Raw genomic sequence first — 14622 nt, forward strand, 5'->3', positions numbered from 1 at the left:
GTGGCGTTCGGCGTGCTTACATCACGCCAACAAGACGAAAAGCGCACCGTCCGCACCGCTTCGATCCCAATCGCAGCCTCATCCTGAGGCGCCGCGTCAGCGGGCATTGCAGGATGAGGACGGTGGATAGGACTCCCGAGAAGCACGCGGATCAGGGAAGTTTTGACAGGCCGATGCCCCCCGCGACACCGCCCGACCATCCGACCCGCGATGCGGGATTCGGCATCTACCTGCACTGGCCGTTCTGCGCCGCGAAGTGCCCCTATTGCGACTTTAACAGCCATGTCCGCCATGCGGGCGTGGACCAGCCGCGCTTCCTCGCCGCCTTCAAGCGAGAGATCGCCCACGCCGCAGCACTCGCGCCGGGGCGGACGGTCACCAGCATCTTCCTCGGCGGCGGCACGCCCTCGCTGATGGCACCGGATACGGTGGCGGGTCTGCTCGATGCCGTGGCCGGAGCCTGGAGCGTGGCGCCGGGCGCGGAGGTGACCCTGGAGGCCAACCCCACCAGTGTCGAGGCGACCCGCTTTCGCGGCTATCGCGCCGCCGGGGTCAACCGTGTTTCGCTCGGCGTTCAGGCACTCGACGACGGCGACCTCAAGCGGCTCGGGCGGCTGCACAGCGTGGCGGAAGCGCTCGACGCCGTGCGCACCGCAGCGGCGCATTTCGAGCGCTTCTCCTTCGATCTGATCTACGCCCGACCGGACCAGACACCGGAAGCCTGGGCGGCCGAGCTACGCCGGGCGATCGATTACGCCGCCGAACATCTCTCGCTCTATCAGCTCACCATCGAGCCCGGCACGCCGTTCTTCGGTCTCGCTCAGGCCGGACGGCTCGTGCCACCCGACGACGATGCCTCGCGCGCCCTCTACGACGTGACGCAGGAGATCTGCGGGCTTGCCGGCCTGCCGGCCTACGAGATCTCGAATCACGCCCGGCCCGGCGCACAGTCGCGCCACAACCTGCTTTACTGGCGCTACGGCGAATATGCCGGCATCGGCCCCGGCGCCCATGGCCGCCTCGTCCTGCCGCAGGGACGCACCGGCACGCTCACCGAGAAGGCGCCCGAAGCCTGGCTCGCCCGCGTCGAGCGCGACGGCCACGGCATCATCGAGACGGAAACGCTGTCTGCCGAGGATCAGGGCGACGAGTACCTGATGATGGGGCTGCGGCTGACGGAAGGCATCGACCCGGCCCGCTACGCGACCCTGAAAGGGCGCCCGCTCAACGCCGGGCGCCTCGACGCGCTGGTGGCGGACGGCCTCGTCGCGCAGCGCCCGGATGGCCGCATCGCCGCGACCGCCCGCGGCGCCCCGGTGCTCAACGCCGTGGTGGCGGAATTGGCGGGCTGATACGTTTTCCTCTTGATCAACATGGAGACCGTATCGGCAATCCCGCGCGGCGCCTGAGCAAAGCCCAAATTCGTTATCGCTAAGGGATCGACCGGACTCAGATCCCCGAAGGTCCGAGCACTTTCGGGGCCGGGCTCACTACATTCGCCGCGTTGTTGCGGATCTCATAGACCGCCAAAGTCCGCTCGCTGACGCCCTCGGGCAGGAAGCGGAAGGTACCATCGAGGCCGGAGAAGCCCGCCGGGTTGGTCAGGGTCGCGTCGGCGAAGCGCTGCGAGCCGTATTGGCGCACCAGTGCGGCCGTGAGCGAGACCGCGTCGTAGCCGAGCGAGGCGGTCCGCGGCGGCATCGTCCCGAAGCGAGTCTGATAGCGCTGGGCGAAAGAGGCGAAGCCAGCGGTGTCGGGCGCAGCGTAACGGCCGCCCTGGAAGGCCGCCTGCGACAGCACCCGCGGGTCGTTCCACAGGGCGAGCCCGAGGGGACGCACCCGCGCGGGCGAGAACCCGACCTTCGTCAGGGCGGGGGCGACGGCCATCAGGCCTTCGGCGGTGTCGGGCACGAACAGGGCATCGGCCTGTGCGCCGCTGCCCGCGATCACGCCGCGCAGCCGGTCGACCGCCGGGCCCGGATTTCCGGCGGGGTAGCGCTCGATGCCGACGAGGCGGGCGCCGCGCCGGGCCACCGCCTCACGGAACTGCGCCTCGACGGCATTCCCGTACGTCGTCTCGGGGATCAGCGCGGCGAAGGAACGGCGACCGCCGGCACTCGCCTCGTCGACGATGCGGTCCACCTCCGATTGCGGCAGGAAGCTGATGAGGTAGACGCCGCGCGCGGCCACCGCCGCGTCGGTCGAGAACGCGATGACCGGCTTGCCCGCCCCGCGGGCGACGCCCCCGGCGGCCTGGACATTGGCGGCAAAGAGCGGACCGAGCATCATTTCGGCGCCCTCGGCGAAGGCCGCCTGCGTCGCCTCGCGTGCGCCCTCCGGCGTGCCGCGGTCGTCCTTCACGAGGATCTGGAGGCTCGGCTTCTGGAAATCGTCGTAGGCGAGTTCGGCAGCGTTGCGCAGGGCCGCGCCGACCGCCGCCCCCTGCCCGCTCAGCGGGACGATCAGAGCGACCTTCACCGTGCCTGCGCCGATGACATTGCCGGCCGTCGCGCTGGGGCCGGGTTCGGCCTCCGGCACCGCCCGAGCCACGGGCCGCGGTGCATCCGGTACGCCCAGGCAGCCTGCGAGCCCCATCGTGAGCCCGAGGCCGAGAAGCGCGGCACCCGCGCGGGCCGTCCACCGTCCGCCGCGTCGCGCCATCGCGACCCCCCCTGTCCGAGCGCAATTCAGGCTCACGATGCGGAGGGGCCTGCAAAAAGTAAATGTGAGGGCCTGCCTTTCCCCGGTCTTCAAAGGCGCGCGGGCATGGCATTGTCGCGGCGATGACACAGCGACTCGACAAGCGCCCCGAAGGGGCTCCCCGCAGCCCCGCGACCTTCACGGCCTTCGGCCTCGCCGCCGAGGCTGAGTCCCTGGCGCCGGGGCTCTACGTGGTGGCGACCCCCATCGGCAACCTGCGCGACGTCTCGTTTCGCGCGCTCGCAACACTCGCCGCCGCCGATGCCGTGCTCGCCGAGGACACCCGCGTCACCCGCACCCTGCTGATGCATTACGGGATCACCACACCGCTTCTCTCCTACCATGAGCATTCCAACGAGGCGGTGCGCGAGCGGATGGTGATGCGGCTGAAGGCCGGCGAGACCCTGGCGCTGGTCTCCGATGCCGGCACGCCGCTGGTCTCGGACCCCGGCTTCAAGCTGGTTCAGGCAGCGATCGCCGCCGGTATCCCGGTGACGCCGATCCCCGGCCCGTCCGCGGTGATGACCGCCATCGTCGCCGCCGGCCTGCCGACCGACCGGTTCTTCTTCGAGGGGTTCCTGCCCCAGAAATCGGGCGCCCGCCGCAACCGGCTGGAGGCGCTCGCCGGCATTCCCGGTACGCTGGTGGTGTTCGAATCCCCCCATCGCCTCCCCGAGATGCTCGCGGACGCCGCCGCCACCCTTGGGCCGGAGCGGCCGGCGGCGGTGGCCCGCGAATTGACCAAGCTCTATGAGACGATCCGCCGCGACAGCCTCGGCGGCCTGGCCGAGGCCTTCGCGCAGGAAGGCCCACCCAAGGGCGAGGTGGTGGTCGTGATCGGCACCGCACCCGAGGACGCTGCCCCGCGCGAAGCCGATACGGGGCTCGACGCCCGGATCGAGGCGGCGCTCGCTCGCCACTCGATCAAGGATGCGGCGGCCCTCGTCGCCGACGAGACCGGCCAGCCCAAGCGCGTCGTCTATGCCCGCGCCCTGGTGCTCGCCCGCCGGGCGGACGATGAGACCTCCGCCTGATCCGGAGGCGCGGCGCCGCGCCACCCACGGACGCGGCCTCTCGGCCGAGGGGTGGGCGCTGCTGGCGCTTGTGCTGAAAGGCTATCGGCCACTCGCCCGGCGGTTCGCGGCCGCGGGCGGGGAGATCGACCTGATCGTCCGGCGTGGGCGCACGATCGCCTTCGTCGAGGTCAAGGCCCGCGCGACGCTGGAAGCCGCCGCGACCGCCATCGACGCCCGCAAACGGGCACGCCTGTCGCGGGCGGCACGGGCTTGGCTCGCGCGTCATCCGCTTCCGGCCGATGCAACCCTGCGGGCGGATGCCGTCTTCGTGGCGCCGCGCCGCTGGCCGCGCCATCTGCCCAACGCGTTCGAGATCGAAGGTCTATGAGCGTCCGGCCCAGAGCCGGACCCGCCGTGTCAGCCCTCGGCGGCGGCGATGGCCGCGGCGAGGGTGCGCTTGAGGTCGGCTTGGCTGAACGGCTTCTGCACCACCAGCCGGTCGCGGAACGGCTCGCGGATGCCCGCGCCGCCATAACCGGTCGAGAACACGATGGGCAGGTTGCGCTCGGCGATGGCCTCGGCCACCGGGTAGATCGGCTCCCCCGCGACGTTCACATCGAGGATGGCGACCGTGAAGCTCTCGCTTCGGGCCATCTCCAGGGCAGTCGCGAGCCGGGCCGCCGGCCCGACGATCTCACAGCCGAAATCGAGCAGCATATCCTCGAGAAGCATCGAGATCGCCGCTTCGTCCTCGACAACCAGCACCCGCGCGCCGGACAGACGATCCTCGTTCGAATCCACACTCACGCCGGGTCGTCTTCCCTATCGATTCGTTCCCGATCCGGAACGCTGTCTCGAGTCTGTCAGTCGCGCCTGGATTGTTTCGGAGGAAATCCCTCCAATACGCTTTCAGAGCGGATGAGCGACCCGGAAAGCACGACCCGGCACCGCGAGCCGTCGCCCGTAAAGCTGGGCGTGTCAAGCACCGCAAAGCCCCGCCCCCGCCATGCTGATCGGCCCGATGTTATTCCGCGCAACATTTCCGTCCCATTGTCGCACCCTGGCGGCGGCCCAGGCCCGGATCGGAGCCTGCTCAACCGTGAGTCGGCGTGGCCTTATCGCCGCCGCCGCGATGCTTCCGCTCCGAGCCCGTGCCGAGCCGGCTCGTCCGATCGTGATCGGCTCGAAGAGCGATACCGAGGGCGCGCTTCTGGGAAACCTGATTTTCTTGGTACTTGATGGTCTTGGCCTGCGCGTGGAGCGCCGCCTCGGGCTCGGGCCGACCCTCATCGTCCGCTCGGCCCTGCTCGCCGGAGAGATCGACCTGTATCCCGAGTATACCGGCAACGTGGCCTTCTTCTCCGGCACCGAGACCGATCCCGCGTGGAAGACTGCCGCTGAAGCTTATGGCCTTGCCCTGCGGCTCGACGCCGCGCACGGGCTGGCCTGGCTCGGCCGGGCACCGGCCAACAACACGTGGCTGATCGCAGTGCAGGGCCGCCTCGCCCGTGAGCGGGGGCTCGCCAGCATGTCGGATTTCGCGGGCGCCGTCCGCGACGACCTGATCCGGCTTGCCGCCTCGACGGAGTTCGTGGAAAGCCCGGCCGCCCTGCCCTCCTTCGAATCCGCCTACGGCTTCTCCCTGCCGCTCTCGCGCATCGTCAGCCTGCCGGGCGGCGACACGGCGGTGACCGCCCGCGCTGCGGCGGAAGGCATCAGCGGAATCAATGCAGGCATGGTCTACGGCACGGATGGAGCGCTGGCCGCTCTTGATCTAGCCGTGATGAGCGATCCCAAGGGGGCGCAGATCGTCTACGAACCCGCCCCCGTGATCCGCGCGGCGACGCTCGAACGCCATCCGCAGATTCGCGACGCCCTCGACGCGATCTTCGCGCGTCTCGACGCCGATACGCTGCGGCGGCTCAACGCGGCGATCACAGTGGAGGGGCGCACCGCCGAGGCGGTGGCGAAAGCGTGGCTGGCCGAAGCGGCAAACCGCCCGTGACGGCACGCCTCCTCGCCGGCCTCGCCGCGGCGGCCCTCTTCCCGGCCATGCTCGCTTGGCTTCCCCTGCTGTACCTTGCACCGAACCGGCTGGTGACCGGCGCACCCATCGCTGCCTCGGCGGCGCTCGGCACCGGGTTCTGGCCCATCGCCATCCTCGCCGCCGGGGGCCTCGGCTTGCTCGCGGCGGGCCGGGGAGAGAGGAGCGCCGGCCTCGCCGGGCTCGCTTGCCTCGGCGCCCTCGCTCTGCTGCTAACGGGGCTCGGCGCCGGCGCCGCGGACCTAACCGCCGGCCAGCCATTCGCGACACGGGCACGCCTCGCCTCCGGCGCCTGGACCGGCGGGATCGCGCTCGTCTGTGCACTGTCCTTCGCCGCGCGGCGCGCCCGCCTGCCCGGCGGCGGCCTCAAGGCGGGGGCTGCCGTCCTGGCGCTGATCGGGGGCCTGTGGAGCTCCGGTCGCCTCGACGCCCTCTCGCTCGTCGTCGAGGCGCGCGCCCGCTCTGATGCCCTCGGCGGCGCCATCCGCGATCATCTCGTCCTCGCGCTCGGCGCCCTGGTGCTGGCCGCGGGCCTTACCAGCGGGCTCGCGCTGTGGCGTCGCGGGCGCGGGGCGGTCGAACTCACGGTCAGCGGCTTGCAGGTCGTGCCAGCGGTCGCCTTGCTGGGCGGCCTCGTCGCTGCCCTCTCGGCGCTTCTCACGGCCGCTCCAGCCCTACGTGGCTACGGCTTCTCGGCGCTCGGCACCGGGCCGGCGCTGATCGGCATCGCGGCCTACCTGCTCCTCCCGCTCTGGCGCGGACTTCAAGCGGCGCAGCGCGCCACCGGTCCCGACCGCGTCGATGCCGCGCGGGCGCTGGGGCTCACGTCGGGCCAAATCCTGACGACCGTCCGCCTGCCGCTCGGTGCCCCGGCTCTCGTCGGCGGCCTGCGGGTCGCCACGGTCCAGGCGCTCGGTCTCGCGACCCTGGGGGCGCTGGTCGGAGCGGGCGGGCTCGGTACGCTCGTCTTCGACGGCATGGCGCAATTCGCACCGGACCTGATCCTGCTCGGGGCCCTGCCCATCCTCGCGCTCTCCCTCGCCGCCGAGGGGGCGCTCGGCAGGTTGGAAGCGATCTTGCGCCGATGGTGGCCGCGATGAAACGGATGACCCCGGCCCTTGGACCGCTCGCGCTCGGTGTTGCGCTGGCCGCGGCGAGCCATCCGGTCTTCGCCGGTCTAATCGGCGCAAGCGGCCGGCCCCTCACCATCGGCCACATGGTCGAGTTGGCGTTGAACCACCTCACCCTGGCCGCGACCGGGCTCGCCCTGATCGCCGCACTCGGAATCGGGCTCGGCCTGATCGCCACACGGCCGCGCTTCGCGGCGCTCCGCACCGGCATCGACACGCTCGTTGCCTTCGCCCAAGCGGTCCCGCCGGTGGTCGTCGTGGCCCTGGCTCTGCCGTTGCTCGGCTTCGGTGGGCCGCCGACCCTGCTGGCGCTGACCGCCTACGGCATCATGCCGACCCTGCGTGGCACGGTCGGAGCGCTCGACGCCGTGACCGCCGAGGCTCGGGAATCGGCCCAGGCCGTCGGCCTCACCCCGGCGCAGATCCTCATCCACATCGAACTGCCGCTCGCCGCCGCGGGCCTCGTGGACACGTTGCGCACCGCGCTGATCCTCGCCGTCTCCGTCACCGCCGTCGGAGCGCTCGCCGGGGCCCCGACGCTGGGCACGCCGATCGTCGCCGGGCTCCAGAACCAGAACATCGCGGCGATGCTCCAGGGTGCGCTGGCAACCGCGGCGCTGGCCTTCCTCGGCGATGCGCTGCTGCTCGCGATCGGCGCCAGGGTACGGCCGCCCGGAGGACGAACGGCCGGTTGATCGAGACTACTTGTCCAGAAACTCGACCTTCGCGCCCTTCTGGGTATGGCTCGCGAGGTCGCGCGCGTCCCAGTTCGTGAGGCGGATACAGCCGTGCGACTCGGTCTTGCCGACCTTCTCCGGCTCCGGCGTGCCGTGAATGCCGTAGGACGGAATCGACAGGTCGATCCAGACGAGGCCGACCGGGTTGTTCGGGCCCGGATGGATCGAGAACTTCTTCGTCGCCTTGACGCCCTTGAAGCGGTATTTCGGGTTGTAGGTGTACCAGGGATCGAAGGCGACGGCCTTCACCTTCGCCGACCCATCCGGCGCCGGCTTCTCCGAACTGCCGATCGATGCGGGGTAATCCGCCGTCAGCTTGCCGTCCTCAGCAAAGGCGCGCACCCGCTTCGTGCGCTTGTCGACCTCGATGCGCGTGACTTTGGGGGCCACCGGCGCACCCTCGACCTTGCCCTCGCCCAGCGGCGGTACGGCCGCGACGACCAGCGTGCCGCCGGCCTTGTCGAGGGGCACGTTCGGGTTGAGGGCGGAGAGCAGGTCGCGCTGCATGTGGAAGCGCTCGGCCAGCATCTCGCGGGTGTTCGTGTAGCGCATCGGCCCGACCTCGGCCTGCTCCTCCATCTTGGGCGGCATTTGCTCGACGAAGGGACCTTTCACGTCCTCCTCCGTGATCGTGTATTGCGTCACGACCGGCTCCTTGCCGGTCGCTTGAAGCCGGTCGAACACCTCGCGGGTAAGCTTGTCGCCCTCGGGCAACCCTTGCGCCGCAGCGAAGGCTTTGAGTGCGCCGCGCAGATTCTCGCCGTCGCGCCCGTCTATGGCGCCGGGGGAGAAGCGGGCCCGGTCGAGCAGTACCTGCACCTTCACGAGCAGCGGGGCGGGCTTCTTCTCCGCCTCCTTCGCCTCGGCTTCCTTCTTGGATTTCTTCGCCGGCTTGGACGCCTTGTCAGGCTTGGCCTCTTCCGGGGTCTCTTGGAACGCCGCGTTCTCGATGGCCTCGCGGGTCAACTCGGGCGTTCCGGACTCGGCGGCCTGCGCGGCCGCCGACCACACACCGAGCGCCGCCAGCGCTCCTCGCATCCACACCCGTCCCATCGCCCGCCCGCGCTCCTCACATCAAGACGGAGAGGAAGCGATGGCCAAGCGCTACCGTTCCCGCGGCGAATGGCGCTTCGTTATACCAAATCCGCTCGATCCCATCGGGATCGAGCATCGTCCCGAAAGGTGGTTGCCGCCTTTCGGGAAAAGACGATGCAAAAACAAAAGCCTAGCGCATCGTCCTCGATCCGGTAACCGGGACGATGCGCTCGCGGATGTGGACGTCGCTCACGCGCCGCGCGGGCATGCCGATACGGGAAAGCCGCCTACTGGCAGAGACGGTGCCCGGCCGCACGCTCGCGCAGGTCGAGATGCAGGTGGTTGCCGTGGGCGGCGTCGCTGCCCGGCCCCAGCACCGTGCGGAAGAAGCCGCAGGCGCCGGCGCGCACGGATGCCAGGAACGCCGCCTCCGGCGTGCCATCCGGCGCAGCCGTCACCTTGAGGCTTGCGCGCTTGGTGAAACCGTACCCCATCACGTCGATGGCGTTGGCGAAGCTGTGCTCGCTGAGCTTGGCGTCGGTATCGTGGTTCTGCCCGCGGCAGACATAGGTCCCGCCGAGCGCGAGACTCTTCAGGCCCTCGCCGAACTCCTTCTGGGCCGCGACCTGCACCTCCGTGGTCCAGCGCGCCAGCGCCTCCGCGGCCCGGCAGGTCAGGGTGGCCGCCGGCTCCAGTGCGACGCCGTCGGCGATTGCCGTGATCGTGAGCGGATGCGGCGCGCTGCACTGGCCGTTGCCGAGCGGCGACGCCGCTTCGAAGCGCGCCCCGAGCCGCTCCAGCCGGCGCAGGCAGGCGGTGTCGTCGGGCGCCGAGACCTTGAGAGCGAGCGCCGCCTCGCCCGACAGCTCCGGCGGCCGAGCGGGCGGCAGAGGCGCCTCCGGCAGGGCAGCAGGCGCATCTTTCGTGTCGGTCGCGCTCTTCGTTTCCTTGGGCGGCTCGTCCGGCTTCGCCACGGCGCCCTTGTCCGGGCCGGTGGCAAGCTCCGGCGGGCGCTCCGGCGGCAGCGGTGTCACCTGTGGCGCGGGCGGCACGAGGTCATCCGGGCGCGCCGGCGGCTGGGGCGGCGGCAGCGGCACCGTCGCGGGAGGCGGCTTGGCCGGATCGGACCATGCCGGGCCCGGCGGAAGGGCAAGCCCGGCAGCGACGAGGCACGCCAGAAGGGAAGCGAGGGTGGAAGGCTTCATGCCGTGTGTGTCCCGCTTGCCCGGCCGCGAACCGTCCTCCCCTCATCCGCCGCCCGGCCGTCCCCAGCAAGGACGTGGGGGCCACGCCCGGCGAAAACGTGAAAGAACCGGGCGCGGGCAGCTGTCGCTTTGCGCCGCTCGGCCCACAAACCTATGCTCACCGCTTCACCGTCCGACGCGCCCGAAAGTTTTGCCCATGACCGCCGACACCGCACGCGACCTTTCTGAGGGTACGGAGCCCGGCCGTGGCGGTGTGGACGCCAACCCGTTCGACGTGTCGGACTGGGCGACCCCCTTCGGCCTTCCGGATTTCGCGGCGATCCGGCCCGAGCATTACGTGCCGGCCTTCGCGCAGGCCCTGAAGGCGCACGAGGCCGAGATCGCGGCCATTGCGGGGAGCGAGGAGCGGCCGACCTTCGCCAACACGGTCGCGGCGATGGAGCGCGCGGGCGCAGCACTCGACCGCGTGGCCAACGTGTTCTTCAACCTCACCGGCAGCAACACCAGCCCGGAGCTTCAGGCCATCGAGCGGGCGGTCGCGCCGCAGCTCGCGCGGCATTCGAGCGCCATCACCCTGAATCCGCAGCTCTGGGCCCGGCTCTCGGCCGTTGACGCCGATGCCGAAGGGTTGGGGGCGGAAGAGCGCCGCGTGCTCGACCGCTACCGCAGCCGGTTCCGCCGGGCCGGCGCCGGCCTTGCCCCGGAGGCTAAGGCCCGCATCGCCGAGATCGCGATCCGGCTGGCCGAACTCGGGACGCAATTCGCCCAGAACGTGCTCGCCGACGAGCGCGACTTCATCCTGCCGCTGAACGGCGAGGCGGATCTCGCCGGCCTGCCGCCCTTCCTGCGCGATGCCGCCGCGGAGGCCGCCAAAGAGCGCGGCGGCGGTAAGAGCCACGTCATCACCCTCTCGCGCTCGCTGATCGAGCCCTTCCTCGTCTTCTCCACCCGCCGCGACCTGCGGGCGCTGGCCTACGCGGCCTGGACCCACCGCGGCGAGAACGGCGGCGAGACCGACAACCGTGCCATCATCGCCGAGATCGTGCGCTTGCGAGCGGAACGCGCCCGGCTGCTCGGCTTCGACAGCTTCGCTCATCTCAAGCTCGACGACACGATGGCGGGCTCTCCCGACGCGGCGATGGAGCTTCTGCGCAACGTCTGGAAGCCGGCACTCCAGCGCGCGGCAGCCGAACGCGAAGGGCTCCAGGCCCTGGTTCGGGCCGACGGGCACGACTTCGCCCTCGAAGCGCATGACTGGCGGCACTATTCCGAAAAGCTGCGGCGGGCCGAGCACGACCTCGACGAATCCGAGATCAAGCCGTACCTGCCGCTGGAAGGCATGATCCGGGCGGCGTTCGACACCGCGTCGAGGCTGTTCGGGCTCGCCTTCGAGGAGCTGCGCGACGTGCCGCGCTATCACCCGGACGTGCGCACGTGGCTGGTGCGCGACGCCGACGGCTCCGAGGTCGGCCTGTTCCTCGGCGATTACTTCGCGAGACCCTCGAAGCGCTCGGGTGCGTGGATGAGCGCCTTCCGCTCGCAGGAGCGGCTGAACGGCGACATCCGGCCGATCATCGTCAACGTGATGAACTTCGCCCGCGCTCCGCGGGGCGAGCCGACGCTGCTCTCCTTCGACGACGCCCGCACGCTGTTCCACGAATTCGGCCACGCCCTGCACGGGCTTCTCTCCGACGTCACCTATCCGCTGCTGTCCGGCACCGCGGTCTCGCGCGACTTCGTGGAACTGCCCTCGCAGCTCTACGAACACTGGCTGCAGCAGCCGGAGGTGCTGCGCACTCATGCCCGCCATGTGACCACCGGCGAGCCGATGCCCGATGCGCTGCTCGAACGTCTGCTCGCGGCGGCGAACTTCAACCAGGGCTTCGCGACGATCGAGTATGCGGCCTCGGCCATCGTCGACATGACGCTGCATCTCTCCGCGGCCGGAGAGGACGGGCTCGACGTCGTCGCGTTCGAGACGGACGCCCTGCGCCGTATCGCCATGCCGTCGGAGATCGCGGCGCGGCACCGGGCGCCGCACTTCGCGCACATCTTCTCCGGCGACGGTTATGCCGCCGGCTATTACAGCTATCTCTGGTCGGAGGTGCTCGACGCCGACGCCTTCGACGCCTTCCGCGAGGCGGGCGACATCTTCCATCCGGAGACGGCGCAGCGGCTGCGCCGCATGATCTACGGTGCGGGCAACCTGCGCGACGCGCGCGAGGCCTATACGGCGTTCCGGGGACGGCTGCCGAGCATCGAGCCGCTCCTGAAAAAGCGCGGGCTGGCGGCATAAAGTCGTCTGAGAGGAACCCTCCCCCGCGAAAGGGGGAGGGTCATGATCTGACTGGAGCATCGTCCTGGCTATCGAATCCTGGATGATGCTCTAGTCTATTGTTTTTGCACCGTTTTTTCCGAAAGCCGGCAGCCACCTTTCGGGACGATGCTTTAGAACAGCCCGTCGATCTGCCCGTTGGCGTCGAGCCGGATGCTGTCTGCCGCCGGCACCTTGGGCAGGCCCGGCATGGTCATGATCTCACCGCAGATCACCACGACGAAGCCGGCGCCCGCCGAGAGGCGCACGTCGCGCACCGAGACGAGGTGGCCCGAGGGCGCACCCATCAGGCTCGGATCGGTCGAGAACGAGTACTGCGTCTTGGCCATGCAGACCGGCAGCCCGCCGTAACCGTCCTTCTCGAAGCCGGCGAGCTTGGTGGCGGCCTTCGACTCGATCTGGATGTCGGCCGCGCCGTAGAGCTTGGTCGCGATCGTCTTGATCTTGTCGGTCAGCTTCGTGTCGGTCTCGTAGGCGAAGGTCAGCGGCTTCTGCTCGCCCTCGGCGAGCTTCACCACGGCCTGCGCCAGTTCCTCGGCGCCGGCACCACCCTCCGCCCAGTGCTTGCAGGTGATCGCCTCGACCTGAAGCCGGTCGCGGCACAGCTCCTTGAGCCGTGTGTGCTCGGCATCGGTATCCTGGAAGAAGTGGTTCACGCCCACCACCACCGGCAGGCCGAAGCCCCGGACGTTGTTCACGTGGCGCTCGAGGTTGGCAAAACCCTTCTCCAGCGCGTCGAGGTTCTCGCCCGCGAGATCCTTCTTGTTGACGCCGCCATGCATCTTGAGCGCACGGACCGTCGCGACGATCACCACCGCGGACGGCTTGAGGCCGGTCTGGCGGCACTTGATGTCGATGAACTTCTCCGCACCCAGATCCGCGCCGAAGCCGGCCTCGGTGACGGTGTAGTCGGCGAGCCGCAGGCCGGTGCGGGTGGCGATCACCGAGTTGCAGCCGTGGGCGATGTTGGCGAACGGGCCGCCATGGATCAGGGCCGGATTGCCCTCCAAGGTCTGCACGAGGTTCGGCTGAAGCGCGTCCTTCAGGAGCACCGTCATGGCGCCGGTGGCCTTCACCTCGGCGAGGGTCACCGGCTTGCGGTCACGGGTCTCGGCGATGACGATGCGTCCGAGGCGCTCCTCGAGATCGGCCAGATCCTTGGCGAGGCAGAACACTGCCATCACTTCGGAGGCGACGGTGATGTCGAAACCGTCCTCGCGCGGAAAGCCGTTGGCGACGCCGCCGAGCGACTGGTTGATGGCGCGCAGCGCCCGGTCGTTCATGTCGACCACGCGGCGCCAGTGGATGCGCCGCACGTCGATGTTGAGCTCGTTGGCCCAGTAGATGTGGTTGTCGATCAGCGCAGCGGCGAGCGAGTGCGCCGAGGTGATGGCGTGGAAGTCGCCGGTGAAGTGCAGGTTGATCTGCTCCATCGGCACGACCTGCGCCTTGCCGCCGCCCGCCGCGCCGCCCTTCATGCCGAAGCAGGGCCCGAGAGAGGGCTCGCGCAGGCACATCACCGCCTTCTTGCCGATGCGGTTGAGCGCGTCGCCGAGACCCACCGTGGTCGTGGTCTTGCCCTCGCCCGCGGGCGTCGGCGAAATCGCGGTGACGAGCACCAGCTTGCCCTCGGGCTTACCCTCGAGCGAGGCGATGAAGCCGTGGTCGATCTTGGCGATGTGCTTGCCGTAGTTGTGAAGCGCCTCGTCCGGGATGCCGAGCTTTTCGGCGACCTGGGCGATCGGCTTCAGGGTCGCCGCGCGGGCGATCTCGATATCTGAGGGCATTTCTCTCACCGTCGTTTCTTGTCACGCGGGCTCGCGGCGTGCCGAGCCGTCGCCCGGTCCGTCCCTGCGCTTGCGTGGTAGCGAACGGAACGGCCACGATAAACCGATTGTCGCAGTGTGAGCGAAACGACGAAGAAAAGCGTCTCGGATTTTTTTGATCCCGACCGTTAAGTTTTCTGATGGGACAAGTGATCTCGGACAGGTGATCCGCCCCCGGCCAGCCGGCGCGCGAGGCCGAATGGTTTCAGCCGGTCATCGCGGTGGCGGTGTAACCGGCCTTGGTCAGTGCCTGGGCCACGTCGAGACTTTGCGCGACGGTCGTCGCGGAGACCCGGCCCAGGCCGACATCGACCGCGACTTCCGCCTGCGGGTCGAGGCGGCGGATCGTGCGGCGCACGGCCTCGGCGCATCCCTCGCAGGTCATCCCGTCCACGCGCATCGTCAATTCGATCGGGCTCTGGTCCATCGCCATCGTCTCCTCGCTGCCCGCCGGGTACAGACAGGCCTCCGAAGATGTGGCTTCGGGATCGCGCGCGGCAAGCGCCGGGCGTGTTCGGGCCGAATGCACGGGAGAAACCTATGACACCGCCTTGCAGCCGGAAGCGGCGTCGGCGACATTAGGGTTACGACGAT

The 14622-nt window shown here is 69.9% G+C and carries 13 protein-coding genes; 7 read left to right on the forward strand and 6 right to left on the reverse strand.

The features are described 5' to 3' along the window. Positions 1-173: 173 nt before the first annotated feature. Positions 174-1352, forward strand: coding sequence for a radical SAM family heme chaperone HemW (gene hemW, locus MKK50_RS02275; RefSeq protein ID WP_499020105.1), 1179 nt, complete (start codon positions 174-176; stop codon positions 1350-1352). Positions 1353-1449: 97 nt separating this feature from the next. Here hemW and MKK50_RS02280 read toward each other — a convergent pair whose 3' ends face one another. Next, positions 1450-2661 carry a penicillin-binding protein activator gene (locus MKK50_RS02280; RefSeq protein WP_499020107.1) on the reverse strand — a complete coding sequence of 404 codons (1212 nt, stop codon included), beginning with the start codon at positions 2659-2661 and terminating at the stop codon, positions 1450-1452. A 122-nt stretch (positions 2662-2783) separates the two neighbouring features. Here MKK50_RS02280 and rsmI point away from each other — a divergent pair, with 122 nt between their 5' ends. Further along, a complete protein-coding gene (rsmI, locus tag MKK50_RS02285) occupies positions 2784-3734 on the forward strand; it encodes a 16S rRNA (cytidine(1402)-2'-O)-methyltransferase (protein ID WP_499020108.1) in 951 nt (316 codons plus the stop codon). Further along, positions 3718-4104 carry a YraN family protein gene (locus MKK50_RS02290; protein WP_499020111.1) on the forward strand — a complete coding sequence of 129 codons (387 nt, stop codon included), beginning with the start codon at positions 3718-3720 and terminating at the stop codon, positions 4102-4104. Before rsmI ends, MKK50_RS02290 begins: the two co-directional genes overlap by 17 nt. 29 nt (positions 4105-4133) lie before the next feature. Here the strand turns inward: MKK50_RS02290 and MKK50_RS02295 are convergent, their stop codons facing one another. Further along, on the reverse strand, positions 4134-4523 hold the full coding sequence (locus MKK50_RS02295) for a response regulator (protein ID WP_012779253.1): 390 nt from the start codon (positions 4521-4523) through the stop codon (positions 4134-4136). A gap of 292 nt (positions 4524-4815) precedes the next feature. Between MKK50_RS02295 and MKK50_RS02300 the strand changes: the two genes are divergently transcribed. Genes MKK50_RS02300 through MKK50_RS02310 form a run of 3 tightly spaced genes read left to right on the forward strand, consistent with a single transcriptional unit; the run spans position 4816 to position 7585 of the window. Next, a complete protein-coding gene (locus MKK50_RS02300; RefSeq protein WP_499020113.1) occupies positions 4816-5721 on the forward strand; it encodes an ABC transporter substrate-binding protein in 906 nt (301 codons plus the stop codon). Continuing rightward, entirely contained in the window at positions 5718-6860 is a 1143-nt protein-coding gene (locus MKK50_RS02305; RefSeq protein WP_499020115.1) for an ABC transporter permease subunit, read from the forward strand. The genes MKK50_RS02300 and MKK50_RS02305 overlap by 4 nt, the downstream gene beginning before the upstream one ends. Beyond that, on the forward strand, positions 6857-7585 hold the full coding sequence (locus MKK50_RS02310) for an ABC transporter permease (RefSeq protein ID WP_499020118.1): 729 nt from the start codon (positions 6857-6859) through the stop codon (positions 7583-7585). Before MKK50_RS02305 ends, MKK50_RS02310 begins: the two co-directional genes overlap by 4 nt. A 6-nt stretch (positions 7586-7591) precedes the next feature. Here MKK50_RS02310 and MKK50_RS02315 read toward each other — a convergent pair whose 3' ends face one another. Further along, positions 7592-8680, reverse strand: a complete 1089-nt coding sequence (locus tag MKK50_RS02315; protein WP_499020122.1) for a L,D-transpeptidase family protein — start codon at positions 8678-8680, stop codon at positions 7592-7594. Between the two features lie 269 nt (positions 8681-8949). Then, the gene (locus tag MKK50_RS02320) at positions 8950-9867 is read right to left on the reverse strand and encodes an extensin-like domain-containing protein (protein ID WP_499020125.1); all 918 of its coding nucleotides are present in this window, start codon (positions 9865-9867) and stop codon (positions 8950-8952) included. A 196-nt stretch (positions 9868-10063) separates the two neighbouring features. Between MKK50_RS02320 and MKK50_RS02325 the strand changes: the two genes are divergently transcribed. After that, on the forward strand, positions 10064-12163 hold the full coding sequence (locus MKK50_RS02325; protein ID WP_499020127.1) for a M3 family metallopeptidase: 2100 nt from the start codon (positions 10064-10066) through the stop codon (positions 12161-12163). A gap of 152 nt (positions 12164-12315) precedes the next feature. Here the strand turns inward: MKK50_RS02325 and MKK50_RS02330 are convergent, their stop codons facing one another. Both MKK50_RS02330 and MKK50_RS02335 read right to left on the reverse strand, forming a co-directional pair. Then, the gene (locus tag MKK50_RS02330) at positions 12316-13989 is read right to left on the reverse strand and encodes a formate--tetrahydrofolate ligase (protein ID WP_253367727.1); all 1674 of its coding nucleotides are present in this window, start codon (positions 13987-13989) and stop codon (positions 12316-12318) included. A 244-nt stretch (positions 13990-14233) separates the two neighbouring features. Beyond that, positions 14234-14455, reverse strand: a complete 222-nt coding sequence (locus MKK50_RS02335) for a heavy-metal-associated domain-containing protein (protein WP_253367725.1) — start codon at positions 14453-14455, stop codon at positions 14234-14236. Positions 14456-14622: the final 167 nt, after the last annotated feature.

The sequence above is a fragment of the Methylobacterium sp. J-043 genome (assembly GCF_022829505.1).
Taxonomy (GTDB): Bacteria; Pseudomonadota; Alphaproteobacteria; order Rhizobiales; family Beijerinckiaceae; genus Methylobacterium; species Methylobacterium extorquens_A.

What these genes read in the sequence shown, in the direction of transcription:
- MKK50_RS02335 (WP_253367725.1), bottom strand. Translation starts at nt 14,455, where the DNA reads ATGGACCAGAGCCCGATCGAATTGACGATGCGCGTGGACGGGATGACC.
- rsmI (WP_499020108.1), top strand. Translation starts at nt 2,784, where the DNA reads ATGACACAGCGACTCGACAAGCGCCCCGAAGGGGCTCCCCGCAGCCCC.
- MKK50_RS02290 (WP_499020111.1), top strand. Translation starts at nt 3,718, where the DNA reads ATGAGACCTCCGCCTGATCCGGAGGCGCGGCGCCGCGCCACCCACGGA.
- MKK50_RS02330 (WP_253367727.1), bottom strand. Translation starts at nt 13,989, where the DNA reads ATGCCCTCAGATATCGAGATCGCCCGCGCGGCGACCCTGAAGCCGATC.
- MKK50_RS02315 (WP_499020122.1), bottom strand. Translation starts at nt 8,680, where the DNA reads ATGGGACGGGTGTGGATGCGAGGAGCGCTGGCGGCGCTCGGTGTGTGG.
- MKK50_RS02310 (WP_499020118.1), top strand. Translation starts at nt 6,857, where the DNA reads ATGAAACGGATGACCCCGGCCCTTGGACCGCTCGCGCTCGGTGTTGCG.
- MKK50_RS02280 (WP_499020107.1), bottom strand. Translation starts at nt 2,661, where the DNA reads ATGGCGCGACGCGGCGGACGGTGGACGGCCCGCGCGGGTGCCGCGCTT.
- hemW (WP_499020105.1), top strand. Translation starts at nt 174, where the DNA reads ATGCCCCCCGCGACACCGCCCGACCATCCGACCCGCGATGCGGGATTC.
- MKK50_RS02320 (WP_499020125.1), bottom strand. Translation starts at nt 9,867, where the DNA reads ATGAAGCCTTCCACCCTCGCTTCCCTTCTGGCGTGCCTCGTCGCTGCC.
- MKK50_RS02325 (WP_499020127.1), top strand. Translation starts at nt 10,064, where the DNA reads ATGACCGCCGACACCGCACGCGACCTTTCTGAGGGTACGGAGCCCGGC.